Source organism: Lacrimispora sp. YZC11, from assembly GCF_057543815.1.
This window is the reverse complement of the sequence record NZ_BAAJYQ010000005.1, coordinates 576,934-592,300: the sequence shown is the minus strand read 5'-3', so window position 1 is coordinate 592,300 and position 15,367 is coordinate 576,934. Positions and strand designations below refer to the sequence as shown.

14 protein-coding genes and 1 riboswitch are annotated in these 15,367 nt (G+C 41.7%); of the genes, 9 read left to right on the top strand and 5 right to left on the bottom strand.

What is annotated here, in order from left to right:
- Positions 1-10: 10 nt before the first annotated feature.
- Genes AC27IJ_RS05840 through ribD form a run of 3 tightly spaced genes read right to left on the bottom strand, consistent with a single transcriptional unit; the run spans position 11 to position 2,942 of the window.
- The gene (locus AC27IJ_RS05840) at positions 11-1,210 is read right to left on the bottom strand and encodes a bifunctional 3,4-dihydroxy-2-butanone-4-phosphate synthase/GTP cyclohydrolase II (protein WP_312441539.1); all 1,200 of its coding nucleotides are present in this window, start codon (positions 1,208-1,210) and stop codon (positions 11-13) included.
- Positions 1,211-1,221: 11 nt separating this feature from the next.
- Positions 1,222-1,860, bottom strand: a complete 639-nt coding sequence (locus AC27IJ_RS05835; RefSeq protein ID WP_487147940.1) for a riboflavin synthase — start codon at positions 1,858-1,860, stop codon at positions 1,222-1,224.
- Positions 1,842-2,942 (bottom strand): bifunctional diaminohydroxyphosphoribosylaminopyrimidine deaminase/5-amino-6-(5-phosphoribosylamino)uracil reductase RibD, encoded by a 1,101-nt coding sequence (ribD, locus tag AC27IJ_RS05830; RefSeq protein WP_487147938.1) that lies wholly within the window; start codon positions 2,940-2,942, stop codon positions 1,842-1,844. The genes AC27IJ_RS05835 and ribD overlap by 19 nt, the downstream gene beginning before the upstream one ends.
- 151 nt (positions 2,943-3,093) lie before the next feature.
- A riboswitch (FMN riboswitch) is annotated at positions 3,094-3,208 on the bottom strand.
- Positions 3,209-3,536: 328 nt separating this feature from the next.
- Here ribD and AC27IJ_RS05825 point away from each other — a divergent pair.
- From AC27IJ_RS05825 to AC27IJ_RS05800, 6 genes are all read left to right on the top strand, one after another.
- Complete coding sequence (locus tag AC27IJ_RS05825; RefSeq protein ID WP_487147936.1) at positions 3,537-3,755, top strand: hypothetical protein; 219 nt, start codon at positions 3,537-3,539, stop codon at positions 3,753-3,755.
- Between the two features lie 58 nt (positions 3,756-3,813).
- The gene (locus AC27IJ_RS05820) at positions 3,814-5,250 is read left to right on the top strand and encodes an ABC transporter substrate-binding protein (protein WP_312441548.1); all 1,437 of its coding nucleotides are present in this window, start codon (positions 3,814-3,816) and stop codon (positions 5,248-5,250) included.
- A gap of 95 nt (positions 5,251-5,345) precedes the next feature.
- Positions 5,346-6,248 (top strand): carbohydrate ABC transporter permease, encoded by a 903-nt coding sequence (locus tag AC27IJ_RS05815; RefSeq protein ID WP_312441913.1) that lies wholly within the window; start codon positions 5,346-5,348, stop codon positions 6,246-6,248.
- Between the two features lie 11 nt (positions 6,249-6,259).
- Complete coding sequence (locus tag AC27IJ_RS05810) at positions 6,260-7,138, top strand: carbohydrate ABC transporter permease (RefSeq protein ID WP_312441549.1); 879 nt, start codon at positions 6,260-6,262, stop codon at positions 7,136-7,138.
- Between the two features lie 3 nt (positions 7,139-7,141).
- On the top strand, positions 7,142-9,436 hold the full coding sequence (locus AC27IJ_RS05805; protein WP_487147933.1) for a glycoside hydrolase family 65 protein: 2,295 nt from the start codon (positions 7,142-7,144) through the stop codon (positions 9,434-9,436).
- Positions 9,437-9,511: 75 nt separating this feature from the next.
- The gene (locus tag AC27IJ_RS05800; protein WP_487147931.1) at positions 9,512-11,686 is read left to right on the top strand and encodes a glycosyl hydrolase family 65 domain-containing protein; all 2,175 of its coding nucleotides are present in this window, start codon (positions 9,512-9,514) and stop codon (positions 11,684-11,686) included.
- Positions 11,687-11,731: 45 nt separating this feature from the next.
- Here the strand turns inward: AC27IJ_RS05800 and AC27IJ_RS05795 are convergent, their stop codons facing one another.
- The gene (locus AC27IJ_RS05795; RefSeq protein ID WP_312441554.1) at positions 11,732-12,742 is read right to left on the bottom strand and encodes a LacI family DNA-binding transcriptional regulator; all 1,011 of its coding nucleotides are present in this window, start codon (positions 12,740-12,742) and stop codon (positions 11,732-11,734) included.
- A 211-nt stretch (positions 12,743-12,953) separates the two neighbouring features.
- Between AC27IJ_RS05795 and pgmB the strand changes: the two genes are divergently transcribed.
- On the top strand, positions 12,954-13,604 hold the full coding sequence (gene pgmB, locus AC27IJ_RS05790) for a beta-phosphoglucomutase (RefSeq protein WP_312501899.1): 651 nt from the start codon (positions 12,954-12,956) through the stop codon (positions 13,602-13,604).
- A 129-nt stretch (positions 13,605-13,733) separates the two neighbouring features.
- On the opposite strand, the gene AC27IJ_RS05785 is transcribed toward pgmB, so the two are convergent.
- Positions 13,734-14,285: a flavodoxin family protein gene (locus AC27IJ_RS05785; RefSeq protein WP_312441556.1), complete on the bottom strand. Its 552-nt coding sequence runs from the start codon at positions 14,283-14,285 to the stop codon at positions 13,734-13,736.
- A 179-nt stretch (positions 14,286-14,464) separates the two neighbouring features.
- On the opposite strand from AC27IJ_RS05785, the gene AC27IJ_RS05780 reads away from it, so the two are divergent.
- Positions 14,465-14,803 (top strand): winged helix-turn-helix transcriptional regulator, encoded by a 339-nt coding sequence (locus AC27IJ_RS05780; protein WP_312441557.1) that lies wholly within the window; start codon positions 14,465-14,467, stop codon positions 14,801-14,803.
- Positions 14,804-14,877: 74 nt separating this feature from the next.
- Complete coding sequence (locus AC27IJ_RS05775) at positions 14,878-15,348, top strand: GNAT family N-acetyltransferase (RefSeq protein WP_312441558.1); 471 nt, start codon at positions 14,878-14,880, stop codon at positions 15,346-15,348.
- The last annotated feature ends 19 nt before the right edge of the window (positions 15,349-15,367 follow it).

Below are 15,367 nucleotides of genomic sequence, written 5' to 3'. Positions count from 1 at the left end.
TAGAAATATATTAATAATTCAAAATATGACCCATTTTTTCTTGCTTGGTTTTCAGATAATAGAGATCGTGTGCAGTAGCATCCATCTGGATGGGAACCCTCTCTGTAATCTCCATATCAAAACCAGAAAGCTGATAGATTTTGTCCGGGTTGTTCGTGAGCAGACGCAATGTTTTTACTCCAAGGTCACGCAAAATCTGTGCACCGATAAAATACTCCCGCATATCCCCCTTAAAGCCAAGAGCGAGATTAGCCTCTAAGGTATCCATACCCTTATCTTGAAGGGCATAGGCACGCAGTTTATTGATCAGTCCGATCCCGCGGCCCTCCTGACGCATATATAGCAGAATCCCGCGGCCCTCCTTCTCGATTTGTGTCATTGCTGCAGCAAACTGCTGTCCGCAATCACAGCGCTCGGAACCGAAAGCGTCACCGGTAAGGCACTCGGAATGAACACGGCATAAAAGATCTTGACCATCGCCGATCTCACCCTTTACTAAAGCGACATGATGCTCACCGTTGAGCTTGCTGATGTACCCATAGACCTTGAAATCACCGTATTTTGTCGGAAGATCTGCACAAGTAACCTGTTCAACAAGCTTATCATTTTTCTTACGGTATTCCTGTAAGTCTTTTATAGTAATGATCTTAAGGCCCCATTTTTGCGCCAATTCCAATAATTCCGGGGTGCGCATCATGGTTCCGTCCTCACGCATGATCTCGCAGCACAGACCGCATTCCTTTAAGCCCGCCAGCCGCATCAGATCCACGGTGGCTTCCGTATGGCCGTTTCGTTCCAATACGCCGTTTTTTCTGGCCAGCAGAGGGAACATATGACCGGGCCGGCGGAAATCCTCTGGCCTTGCTTTCTCCTCCACGCATTTCATGGCAGTAAGACTGCGTTCTGCCGCAGAAATTCCGGTGGAGGTATCCGCATGATCAATGGATACAGTAAAGGCTGTTTCGTGGTTATCGTTGTTATCAGAGACCATCTGAGGGAGTTTCAGCTTTTTACAAAGCTCCGCGCTCATCGGCATGCAGATGAGACCTTTGCCGTGTATAGCCATAAAATTCACATTTTCCGTGGTGGCAAACTCAGCGGCACAAATAAAATCTCCTTCATTTTCCCGGTTTTCATCGTCTGTCACAAGCACAATTTTGCCCTGCCGCAGTTCATTCAGTGCTTCTTCTATGTTGTTGTATTGAAACATCTTGATTCCTCCTAAAAGCCGTATTTCATAAGAAAGTCGGTTGTGATATTATTTTTAGCCTGCTGAATGCCCATCAGCCGTTCCACGTATTTACCGATACAGTCGTTTTCAAGATTGACAGTATCACCAACACGCCTTCCAGGCAAAATGGTCATTGATGCCGTATGGGGTATGACAGAAACGCTGAAGCGGTCCCTTTCTGCTTTTGCTACTGTAAGGCTGATTCCGTCAATAGCAACAGATCCTTTTTCAATGATGTACCGCAGAATATCTGGGGTGGTTTTGATCGTGTACCAAACGGCATTATCGTCTTTTTGAATGGCAGATACCGTTCCGGTGCCATCGATATGACCTGAAACAATATGTCCTCCGAATCTTCCGTTAGCCGGCATTGCCCGTTCCAGATTGACAGGGCTTCCCGTTGATAAACTGCCAAGAGAGGAACGGTTAAAGGTTTCGTTCATAACATCGGCAGTAAATCCGCCTTGAGAAAAGGCTGTAACCGTAAGGCAGACACCGTTGACAGCGATACTGTCCCCGAGTCGTACATCCTGCATAATTTCCTTTGCCTGAACAGAGATAAAAGAAGATTCTGCGCCTTTGAGGATGGTTTGGATTTTGCCGGTTTCTTCTATGATTCCTGTGAACACCTGATTACCTCGCTTTCCAATAAAATATCCTCCTCAATCCATGAGACAGTCGGTTTGCCCAGATGAAACGCCTGATCGGGGCTATCTACGCCATGGCCCATTACCGGGGTTTTTCCGCTGCCTCCAAATAGCTTAGGAGCAATGTAGGTCTGTACTTTCTGGACGATTCCGCTTTGCAGGGCAGACCAGTTTAAGGTGCCGCCGCCCTCCAGCAAAACGCTGTCAATTTTTCTTTCGCCCAGAGCTGCCATAAGGCAGTTTAAATCGATATGCCCTTCTTTATGAGGTAGTACCAAAATGTTACAGCCTGCATCCAGATACGGACGATGTTTGTCATGGTCCGTAATTGCCGTAGCAAGGAGGGTAGCGGCAGTGCCGGCGGTAGTAACAAGCCTTGCGCTTAAGGGCGTTTTAAGATGGGTGTCACAGACAATGCGGAGCGGGTTTCTGCTGTTTTCCAGCCGGCATGTCAGCAGCGGGTCATCCGCAAGGACCGTGCCGACCCCCACCATAATGGCAGAATAGCGGTGCCGGTCCTCATGAACGCGGTGCCGTGCCGCTTCACCGGTGATCCATTGGGATTTTCCGGTGTGTGTCGCAATTTTCCCGTCCAGAGTCATGGCGTACTTCATGATCACATAGGGTGTTTTGTATTGGATGTAGTGAAAGAAGCTTTGGTTGAGAGCGTCACATTCTTCTTTTAAAATTCCCTTCGTCACCTCGATTCCACAGTAACGTAACAGCTCAATGCCTTTTCCCCATACAAGCGGGTTTGGATCACAGGAACCGATTACCACACGGCGGATACCGCTTTCCAGGATCGCATCGGTGCAGGGAGGCGTTTTGCCAGTATGGCAGCAAGGCTCCAGCGTCACATACATGGTTGCGCCCTCTGGCGATGAGTCGCAGCTTGCCAGGGCATTGCGTTCCGCATGGAGCTCCCCGTATTTTTGGTGATATCCCTGTCCAATCATCTTACCGTCTTTTACAATAACTGCTCCAACCATGGGATTTGGATTTGTCCAACCGCAGCCTTTTTCTGCAAGTTGTAAAGCAAATCTCATATATTCTGTGTCAGTCATGCAGCACCTCCTAAAAAACAAAATACCTTGAACAAAGTCGTTCAAGGCATATAAAGCATCACACGCATGAAGGGTATATACTACAAATAAAAAACTCTGGAACGAAAAATTGTTCCAGAGCAAATTTACATACACACAAAATACTGTGACTTATCATCTTCTTTTATCCAGACTTTACTGTCGGCTTCGGAATTACACCGAATCATGCCTTGCGGCTCGTGGGCTTTACCACCGGTAGGGAATTTCACCCTGCCCTGAAGATATTATTCAATTAAGAGTCATTATACTACTTGTTTTGTATTTGTCAACTAAAAATATTCTTTTATAGTAATTTAAAAAGGGATATAATAGCTGTTCTTTGTTTTGCATGGACAAGCGCAGTGTGCTTGCATGGATCCCAAATTAGAATGAAGATACTAATTTATCAGTTTGGAAAGCTGCTTCCAAGCAAAGTACGCGGCTAACCGGTTATTAAAGGATGCAATGGATATCAGGAGTGAAATGGCGTCTTAATATTTGTTAGTTTCACATATAGCAGGTTGCTCTTTATTAAAATACTTAACATAGTTTTCGGAAGAGGAGGAAGGCAATGTAATGGATTCGATTGAAATTCAACAGATTATTATTACGAAAATTAAGGAAAGACTAACAGAATGTCCTCCTATCAGTGGTATGGGAGATAAGAGATTAGTCGATAGGATTATGTCGTTTCGTGCAATATATACAATAATAAATTATAATCAAAACTTATTGACAACAAAATTCACTACTGCTATAATAGGTTTAACGTTAAATCAACAATACATAACATGATATGGACAAAGTTTAACGTAAAACTATATAAAAGCCTATTAAAGGAAGGGGAAGATTTATGAAAAAAACCAAAAGACTTGTTAGTTTGCTCTTGTGTCTGCTGCTAGCTGCAACAACGTTAGTCGGATGCAAAAAAGAAGAGACACTTGCAGAAGGATCGTCAGCAGAGGGAACAACTACGGGGGCATCTGCTGAGAAATTCCAGATTAAGCTTGGTATCTGGCCTGAAGATACATTGACAGATGATGTTAAGCTTCATGAAGGATATGTAAAAACCTTCAATGAGACTCACCCTAACGTAGAAATAATTCCTGCATATTACAAATACGCAACGGATACTTTCGTATCTTTAGCAGAGTCAGGTAATTTACCGACTATTTTTGATACATGGTTTACAGAGCCGCAGAAGTTAATTAATGGCGGTTTTGTGGCTGATATTACAGATGAATTAAAGGCAAGGGGCTGGGATACCGCAATGAATCCCTCTATCCGTGATATGCTTTCCAAAGACGGCAGGATCTATGGACTTCCCCGCGATGGATACGCACTTGGTCTGATGCTTAATGTTGAACTTTTTGAAGAAGCCGGTTTAGTTGATGCAAATGGATATCCTCTGTATCCTAAGACCTGGGATGAACTTGCTAAAACAGCAAAGACGATCAAAGATAAGACTGGTCAGGCAGGTTTTTGCCTATTAGCAAAAGATGGTGCAGGCGGCTGGCACTTCAGCAACATAGCCTGGGGATTTGGTGCAACGTTCACTCTTGAAAAGGACGGAAAATATGTTGCTAATGTAAATAGCCCTGAGGCGATTGCAGCTATGGAATATGTAAAATCTTTAAAATGGGATTATGACGTGCTTACCGCTGATCCTACGAATGAAGACTGGGGAACAGGTTTCGGTGCTTTGGGAACAGGAACAGCAGCGATGTATATCGCAGCAAATGACGCGGTAAACCAGCCTACACAGGTTAACGGTCTTCCTGTTGATAAGTTATCTATTGTTCCTATACCAGCGGGACCGAAAGGACAGTACTCCTTATCCGGTGGTACACCTTATATGTTCTCAAAAGATGCAACACCTGATCAGATTAAAGCAGCTCTTGATTACCTTGAAATAATGGGGAAAGCACCCGTTGCAACAGAGGTAGCAATCGCTGGCATGAAGGCGGATGACCAGAACAAGATTAATAACCATGTGCCCGTAATTCCCCGTTTCCCTTGCTGGGTGGATCAGAAGGTTCTGGACGCTGAAAATGCGGTAACCGAAGAATACAGTAACGTTGATATGAAGCTTTTTAATGATTACTTTAATATTATCAAAACAAACGGCAACTTAAGAGCAGAAGAACCCGGTTCCGCACAGGATTTATATGCGGAGCTTACAAAAGTTCTTCAGGCAGTTATCACAGATAAGAATGCAGATATTCCAGCTCTTATGAAAACAGCAAACGATAACTATCAAAAGATGTTAGACCAGAAAGTCAACAAATAAATAAAGCAATAAGGCTGATGGGGATCTTTTGCGAGATGCCCATCAGCTCTTATGAGATATTAAAAAACTTAAGGAGGGCAGATAACGTGGCTGAAATGAAACATGATTTGGCAAAAAAGACACAGCGGACGGGGATTAAAAGAAGAGATCTGACAGGATGGTTTATCATGCTGCCTACAATCCTGTTATTTGCATTTTTTGTGTGGGAGCCATTGATTGAAAGTATCCGGCTCTCTCTTTACACAGCGAAAGGAATTCGCCTCCAGGAGTTTGTGGGCTTTCAGAATTATGCAAACGTTCTGAAGCATCCGGACTTTCTTGCGGCTTTTTCCAACACCTTTGTCTATATTTTATGGTCCTTGATTATTGGATTTTTTGTACCTATCGTACTGGCAATTCTGATAACAGAAACAACATTTTTAAAGAGCTTTTTCCGCGTTGGTGTATATTTCCCCAATGTCATGCCGGGGATTGCTATGGTTTTGATGTGGGGATTCTTTTTCCGTCCCGGCAATACCGGTGTTTTAAACATTCTTTTGGATAAGATTGGTGTAGCTCCGCAGGTATGGCTTACGAATCCTAAGTGGACGATACCTTTAATTGTAGCTGTGATGACCTGGAAAGGTGCCGGTTCCACTGCATTTATTTATATGGCGGGTATATCCAACATCAATCCTGAGCTATATGAAGCAGCTACCATAGATGGTGCAGGAATTATAAATAGAATGCGTTATATAACCATTCCAAATATTTTTGCTCTTGGTAAGACATTGCTGATTCTTCAAATTATTGCAGTATTCCAGATTATTTATGAACCGCTGGTTATGACAAATGGCGGACCTAATAATGCAAGTATTTCTATTATGCAATTGGTATACAATTACGCCTTCAGAGATTTTAATTATCCTATGGCGGCTGCATTATCCGTTATGATGAGTATTGTATTAATTGTTCTAAGCGGCCTGTATTTTAAGTTAACCGCATCAAAAGAAGATTAGGGGGGATTTGAATGTTTTTTGACAGTTACAGAAAAAAAGAAGACGGAGTCGTCCGTTTTTATGACCTTCATTCCAAACGCACCAGAACATTGCTTATCATTATTTATTTGTTATGTATTGGCATTGTTATTTCTTCTTTGTTTCCCCTTTTATGGGTATTCTTAGCGAGTTTTAAGGATATTAAGGAGTTTAGAAGAAGCGCAACACTCCTGCCTTCCAATTTTGATTTTAGTACATATATAAAGACATGGAATGATTTAAAGTTCGGTAAGTTTTATATTAATTCGTTTACTTCAGTGTTGGGCAGTGTTGTTAGTGCTGTTATTTTTAATGGTCTTATCGCGTATGTACTTGGCATTATAAAACCCAAGGGACATAAAATCGTTTTCGGACTGGTTATGTGGAGTCTTTTGATTCCCACCACAACCAGTGTTGTAGCTTTATTTGTCAACATTAACAGAATCGGATTGAATCAATCCTTTTTACCGCTTTGGCTGTCATTTGGAGCAAATGCATTTTATGTAATATTATTTAAACAGTTCTTTGAAAGTCTGCCCCAGGAATTAATTGAAGCAGCCAAGTTAGACGGATGCAGTTATTTAAAGACATTTGCCAGAATCGTACTTCCCCTGTCAAAGTCCATTGTCGTAGTGGTGGTTATCTTTGCAATCAATGCTGCCTGGTCTGATTTCCTTCTTCCTTACCTGGTACTTAATGGTTCCGGTAAGGAAACGGTGATGGTAAGACTGTTTATGTTCCGCACATCCAATGCAACGGACGTAGAAATATTAAGAGCAGTAGCATTCTCAATAATACCTCCTATCGTATTATTTACATTATTCCAGAAACAAATAACAGAAGGTGCAGCAGCAGGAGCATTAAAGGGGTAGAATATGGCAAAATCAGCAGATATTTATTATAAAGTACACCCGTGGAAAATTACCGAAGAGGGATTTAACAAGGATTATGCATTAGTTTCTGAATCTGTTTTTTCACTGGGTAATGAATACATGGGTACCAGAGGCAGTTTTGAGGAAGGATATTCCGGCAACAGCCTAATCGGAAATTATTTTAACGGCATTTATGAAAGGACGCAGCTTGAAAAACCAAGTTATAAAGGAATTGCAGATAAAACAGAGTTTATCGTAAATTCCGCAGACTGGTTATATACCCGGATAGAAGCAGACGGAGAATTATTAGATTTAAACACGGTACAGTTTAAAGACTTCTACAGGGAATTAGATTTAAAAAGTGGCATTCTGACCAGATCCTATCTATGGGTATTAACAAGCGGCAAGGAAATAAGGCTTGAATTTACACGCTTTCTGTCTATGAAAGAGGCAGAGACCGCAGCGCAGAAAATAATCATAACTCCTCTTAACTTTTCAGGAGAAATAACGCTTCATTCTGGCATTGATTTTTCCGGAATTCATCAAATGACAGGACGCAATATGTGGAATGTAGTGTCTAAGTCGGCAGATGAAAATACAATCAGTATGCTTGGAAATACCATTGATACAGATCAGTCTCTTTTGGTAAGCTGCAAGTTCCGCTGTGATTATGCAAATAAGGAAGATGACCGGGAAGAGAAACAATACATCAGAAAATTCACACTTTCTATTGAAGAAGGAAAAGAATTGGAATTCATCAAGATTATCAGAAATATCAGCAGAAAGGGTACGGCGGAGGCTGATAAGAAAGCTTTTAAAAAGAAATGTGAAGATAATGCAGCCGTTTTAGGTGCATTGACTTATAGGAAATTAAAAGAGGATACTCTTACATGGTGGGATGCGGCATGGCAGGAATCCGATATAGAGATAAAAGGAGATGAGCTGAATCAGCAGGGGATCAGATACTGTATATTCCAGCTGCATCAGACTTATCACGGTGCGGATAAAGGAACGATCATTGGTGCGAAAGGATTAACAGGAGAAGCTTACAGCGGCAACACATTCTGGGATACGGAAGCATACTGTCTGCCATTTTATATCTTTAACAATCCCCAGGCAGCGAAGCATTTGCTGGAGTTCCGTTATCTGACACTATCAGAAGCCATGGACAGGGCGAAAGCTCTTGACTGTGAAGGGGCCTTCTATCCAATCGCTACAATAACAGGAAGAGAATGCTGTTCTCTCTGGCAGCATGCAAGTCTGCAGCTGCAAGCATCCACGGCAGTCGCTTACGGTTACTGGCATTATGAGAATATTACAGGCGACAACGGGTTTATTTTTGAAAAAGGTCTTCCGATTCTGATTGAGGTCAGCCGAATGCTGGTTTCCAGAGGGGATTGGAGCGGTGACGGTACCCGCTACGGATTCTATGGAGTTATGGGGCCGGATGAGTTCCAGATGATGGTAAATAATAACTGCTATACCAATTATATGGGGAAGAAAACTCTGGAATACACTTTGGATGTATTAAAAAGATGCTCTGAAACGGCACCTGAAATCTATGACGCTGTCACGAAGGACAGGGAACTGACAGAGAAAGAAATTGAGAATTTTCGAAAGATAGCAGAAAATATGTACATTCCTTATCAGGAAGAAACAGGAATTTTTGAACAGCATGAGGGATATTTTAATCTTCCTCATATTGACATCGATAAAATACCCATGGAAGAATTTCCTCTTTACCACCATTGGACTTATGACAGAATATACCGCAATAACATGTTAAAGCAGCCTGATGTCTTAATGATGATGCTCCTTTACAACAAAGATTTTACCAGGGAACAGTTGGAAAGTAATTATAACTACTATGAACCCAGATGTATCCACGAAAGCTCACTTTCCCCATCGGTTCACTCCATTTTGGCCTCTCAGCTTAAAAAAGAGGAGGAAGCATATAAATTCTTTGGTTTTGCAACCAGAATGGATCTTGATAACTATAACAGAAATACCGGGGAAGGACTGCATACCACTTCCATTGCAGCAGCTTGGATGAATATTGTATACGGATTCGGAGGAATGAGATCTGACGGGAAAGAACTAACCTTTGCGCCTTCTCTGCCGGTGCAGTGGGAAGGATACTCCTTTCGGGTCCATTTGAAAGGAGATATCTTATTCGTAGCAATTGACAAGGACCATATGAGAATATCCTCTAAGAAGGGCAGCGGAATTAAGATTCTGATTTATGAAAAAGAATATACCATAGGTCAGGAAGAAGTGGTAGTTCCTGTAATCCGTTAGGTAATGAGCCGCCCTATGGCGGCTCATTCCGTTAGATTTTATGCTGCTTAAGCGGCAGATTGAGAGGAATGATACATGATTAGCTGGAAGATCGAAGAGAATGGATATGACTCGAAGAAAGCAACGAATCTGGGAAATAAATTTCTAATCGGCAATGGTTATATGGGAATCAGGGGAACACTGGAGGAGTACACAAAAGAACAGTTTCCTGCAGTGAATCTGGCAGGCATTTATGATCTGGCAGGAAATGGCTGGAGAGAACCGCTAAATGCTCCCAATGGCCTATATACCAGACTTCTGATAGAAGGGGAAGAATATAGCCTGCTAAAAAAGGAGTGGATGTCCCATAAGATGACCCTGAGCTACAGACACGGACTATTCGGCCGTGAGACTGTATTTCAGACTAAAAAAGGAAGCATATCGTTACAGACGGAAAGATTTGCAAGTATGGAAGAAAAACACCTGATAGCCTTAAAGGTAACACTTACTCCTTCCTTTGACGGAGAGGCAGAGGTTATAACAGGTATTGATGCTGATGTCTGGGATATTAACGGTCCTCATTATGACAGCGTAGATACCGGTTCTTCGAATGAATGCCTGTTTGCATTCGGTACTACGCATGAGAATCAGGATCATGTGGCCGTGTTTGAGGCCATTGAACTTCTTAAGAAAACAGATCAGATGGTCAGCAGTGGTGACAGAAAAGTAATTCGTCGTATCACCATGCCTTTAAAAGCTGGTGGGCAGTACAGTTTTTATAAATACATAGCTGTTTATACCAGTAAAGACGGTGAGAACTATAAGGCAGATGCAGAAAAGCTTGCACTGATGGCAAAGGAAGCAGGATATGAAAAGCTGCTGTCAGAGCATAAAAACAGCTGGGAAGAGAAATGGAAAGTCTCAGAAGTATCAATTGAAGGAGACGATGAGGCAATGGAAGCTCTTAACTATTCTCTTTACCATCTTCACAGCATTGCGCCAAGACACTCTGAAAGCCTGTCCATCGCAGCCAGAGGCCTATCAGGCCAGACCTATAAGGGCGCGGTATTTTGGGATACCGAGATGTTTATGCTGGATTTTTTCCTCTTTACAGAGCCTCAAGTAGCTAAAACCCTGTTAAAATACCGTATTGATACGCTGCCTGGTGCCCAAAAGAAGGCTGAGAGCTATGGGTTTGACGGTGCCTTTTACCCGTGGGAGAGTCAGGAGGGCGGATATGATGCCTGCTCTGATTACAATGTAACAGATGTATTTACCGGCCGTCCGATGAGAACTTATTTTAAGGATAAGCAGATCCATATATCGGCAGCAGTGGTTTACGGTATTATGCGTTATACCTTATTTACCGGGAAAAGAGATTTGCTGTCAGAGGGCGGAGCGGAAGTTATATTGGAATGTGCGAAATTCTACTACAGCCTTTTAATCAAGAGAATCAAAGATGAGCGTTATGAGCTTTGGGATGTAATCGGTCCGGATGAGTACCATGAGAGAGTAAACAATAATGCCTATACGAATCGAATGGCTAAGTATACCTTTGATGCAGCAGTCGAGATTTTGAAAGAAGAAATGAAAGAAGTAAATAAAAATTCATCACAGAAGAAAGAGCTGCTTGAGAGACTGCAGGATGCAGCAGAACATCTTTACATCCCTTTACCCGATGAAAGAACCGGTATTATTGAACAGTTTGACGGCTATAAACAACTGGAAGAAGTTTCAATCACCGAGGTAAAGGAAAGACTTCTTCACGAAAAAGAATACTGGGGAGGAGCTTATGGTGTGGCATCCCATACTAAGATCATAAAGCAGGCGGATGTTGTAACCATGATCAATCTATTCTCCGAAGAGTATGATGCTGATACACTTAATAAAAACTGGACTTATTATGAGCCCAGGACGGAACACGGTTCTTCCTTAAGTGCCTGCATGTATTCCATGCTTGCCTGCAAATGCGGTATGGCAGATAAGGCCTATCCTTTCTTTATCAAGTCAGCCAGAGCAGATCTTGGAGACGGCGGGAAGCAATGGGCCGGACTTATCTATATTGGCGGCACCCATCCAGCAGCCAGCGGAGGAGCTTATATGACTGCGGCGGAAGGGTTTGCCGGTCTGCGGATAGAGGATGGAGAGCTTAAAGCAGCCCCCCGGCTTCCTTCCGCCTGGATCAGATTAAGCTTTAAGGTTTATTATCTGGGAGATTTGTATCAGATTACTGTAACTAAGGATGAGGCACAGGTAGAAAAAATCAGATAAAAATGAGGAGAGGGAATGCGTATTAACATTCCCTTCTTACTAATATTAGAGTGATATCACACTTTCTCTTTCAACAAGATGAATAGGAAGAATGATCTCATTGTTTGGTATCGGTTTGCTGTCAAGTTTATCCATAAGGAAGTAAACAGCCAGTTTGCCCTTTAAAGGAGCATCCTGATGAATGGTGGTAAGTCTTGGTGATGTAAGCTGACATAGGTTAATATCATCAAAGCCCATGACGGAAAAATCTTCAGGGACTCTTTTACCGGCTTGTTTAAGACCTGCCATGATTCCCGCGGCCAAAATATCCGCTGTAGCAAATATGGCTGTTATATCATTTCTGGCAGCCAATTGTGTGCCAAGGGTTATGGTTGTTGCCGTATCAAGTTCCTGTTCGAATACCAGATTTTTACGAAAAGGAATGGCTGCATCCGCCAGAGCGTTTTTATAACCCTGAAAACGTTCGTAAACAACGCCCTTTTTTCTGATGGTAGGAGAGGCAAAAGCGATATCTTTATGACCTTTATCTATGAGATATTTAGTGGCGGTATATCCGCCGTCATAGTCCTGCAGGCCCACATTGCAGATATTCGGATGAGCTACATAGCTATCAATTAATACCACAGGTATTTTTAGATTAGTAAGTGCTTCAAAAAATTCATCCTGGAATACACCGGTACAAAAAAGACCGTCAACATTCCAGTTATGAAGGAAATTCATTAAATCCGAAGTGGTCTCTACGGTACGGAGCATTAAATAATAACCGTTTTCCCTTAAGGTTTTTTCAATGGAACCTATGAATGCAGAATGAAAGGGATCTTCTACAATACTTTCTTTTTTATTTGAAGTAAGGTGACTGATCATCCCGATAACTTTAGAGGAGCTTGACACCAGAGCGCGGGCGGACATATTCGGAACATAACCCAATTGATCGATGGCTTCATTAATACGGGTAATGGTCTCTGTTGATACACGTCCGGCCCTTCCATGAATTACATTGGAGACGGTGGTGCAGCTTACCCCTACAGCCTGTGCAATATCTTTTATTGTGGCCATTTTTATGTTCCTTTCCTTAGCAAGTTTAATGTTAAACCAAATTAGTAATAGTTTAGCATAATTGAAAGAGAATGTACAGATTAAATGAGTGACCCAAAGCGCAGGCATTATAATTTAAAAAGGTTTTCCTATTACAAGAAGAAGTATCCGTATTATAGGTTGCTGCTTCAAATAAATTTACTTATCAGGCTGAATATAAGGAGAGATAATTATGATTCTCGGAGTGATTTTTGATTTAGACGGAGTATTGGTATCCACGGACGAATTGCATTTTAAAGCATGGAAGATGCTGGCAGAAGAACTTGGTATTGATAAATTCACAAAGGAAGATAACAAGAAGCAAAAAGGTATCAGCAGAATGGAATCTCTCGAAGTGGTACTGGGAAAGGGAAGTATAATATATACCCAGGGAGAAAAAGAGGAGTTTGCTGAGAGAAAAAATAATTATTATAAAGAACTCTTAAAGAAGTTGGATGAGCAGGCCATCCTTCCCGGGGCTATAGAGTGTTTAAAAATGTTAAAAAGCAAAGGAATATTAATAGGTGTAGGTTCAGTGAGCAGGAATGCACCACTTATTCTTGAAAAAACAGGACTTCTTCCTTACATTGACAAGGTAAGCTGTGGACTTGATATTACAAGGTCTAAACCGGATCCTGAAGTATTTGAAATTGCTGCAAATAAACTGGGTTTAAAGAATGAAGACTGCCTTGTAGTAGAGGATTCAATGGCTGGTATAGCTGCCGGTAAGGCAGTACATATGAAAACCCTGGGAGTCGGGTCAGAGTATGCACAGCTGCGTGCAGATCATTCAGCGCCCGGACTTGCAGCAGATATCGACTGGAAAGGGATTTTAGAAGCATAAAGAATTACCTTCTGCCGACAGCGGCTTTGACTGTGATCTCAAAGCCGCTTTGTCAAACCATTATCAGGCGCAACGCTTTGCAGCCGCCAAATTACACGTTTCATTTCTGTTAACGGCCATTTTTTTATCTTAGAACTTATCTGCTAATGCTATGGCTTGTTCAATCCCATTTGTCTTGTAAATATCCCCAGGTGCAGCAACCGATGGCACAAAAACCTCGCCAACTGATTTCCATTGAAGTAAGTCAATGGTCTGCTTGTAAGAAAAGTGGATTCCGTCAAACATTGGCATGTCTTTATCTTCGCAACAGACGATGAGTGCACATTCCTTATTTCCAACACCTCTCTTGCCAGCTATAAACGCGTAAAACTTATCAATTACGGCTTTCAATTTAGCCGGATATGAATACCAATACAGAGGTGTGGCAAAAACAATTGCGTCAGCTTCTTCAAGTGCAGGAGCTATTTTATTAAAATCATCATCAAAACTACAAGCCTTGCCTGTATTATAACAGGTATCGCAAGCGGTACATCCCTTAATAGTCATATCGGCTGCATCAAAGCGCGTGATACTGTGCCCTTTCTTTTCGGCCTCCTTGGTGAATGCCTCCGCCATAGCGAAGCTGTTGCCGCTTTTTCGCGGACTGCCGGTAATTATAACGATTTTTTTGTTTTTTTTCATATTATCCACCTTTCTGCAATGATTGATGACAAAGCCGGGCGGTGTTTATTGCAAGAGCATGTTGACACCAACCGGTATGTCTGCTTTAATTATATTGTAAACTAGCTATAATTCAAGTACGCACAATAATGTTCAATACTGGTATTAAGGTATAGTACTTACGAAAAGGAGAGTGTAAAATGAGTTTTTCGTATATTTCAAAAGCTGAAGATTTGGAGAATACAGGTTTTAGTTATACCTTATCTCTGATCAATGGAAAATATAAAATGGTAATATTATATTGTTTGATGGAGTTTGGAGTAGTAAGATATAATGAAATGAGAAAGTACATCAAAACAATATCATATAAGACTTTGAGTACAATGCTGAAAGAATTGGAAGCTGACGGGCTTGTCCATCGGGAGGAATATCCACAAATTCCGCCTAAGGTTGAATACAGCTTAACCGAACGCGGCAAATCCCTGATTCCAATTCTTGATACCATGTGTGATTGGGGTACTGCCAACCGTACGACGTAACAAGGAACATTCGATAATTCTTGATTTCAATAAGAACGATGAAATAGTTTCAGATATCAGGGGAGGGGCAGAGTGTGGACATACAATTTAAAAAAGGAACTGTAGAATATTTAGATAGTTGTATAAAAGCAATGGAAAATTCGACAATGTGTTCGGCTTATTTTCAATCGGAAGAGAGCAGAAAGAATGCAGTGATGGAAGGAATAAACAGAGGAACTTTGTATGTTGTTCTGTGCACCGGTGAATGCGCCGGTTTTGCATATTTTATCCCGGAAGGTGCCTTTCATGCATATCATTACCTGCATCTCATTGCTGTGAAAGAGGAATACAGGGGAAAAGGGATAGGAAAAAAATTACTGGAGTTTATAGAAGATATGCTTTTTAAAACCAGAGATAAAATATTCTTATTGGTTGGGGATTATAATCCAAGAGCAAAGATATTTTATGAGGAATCAGGGTATAAGCACCTGGGGACAATTCCAAGCCTTTATCGTAAAGGAATTGATGAATATTTAATGATGAAGGTATATGAAGGGGGAGAGTAATTCAGGCAGGATCTCATGA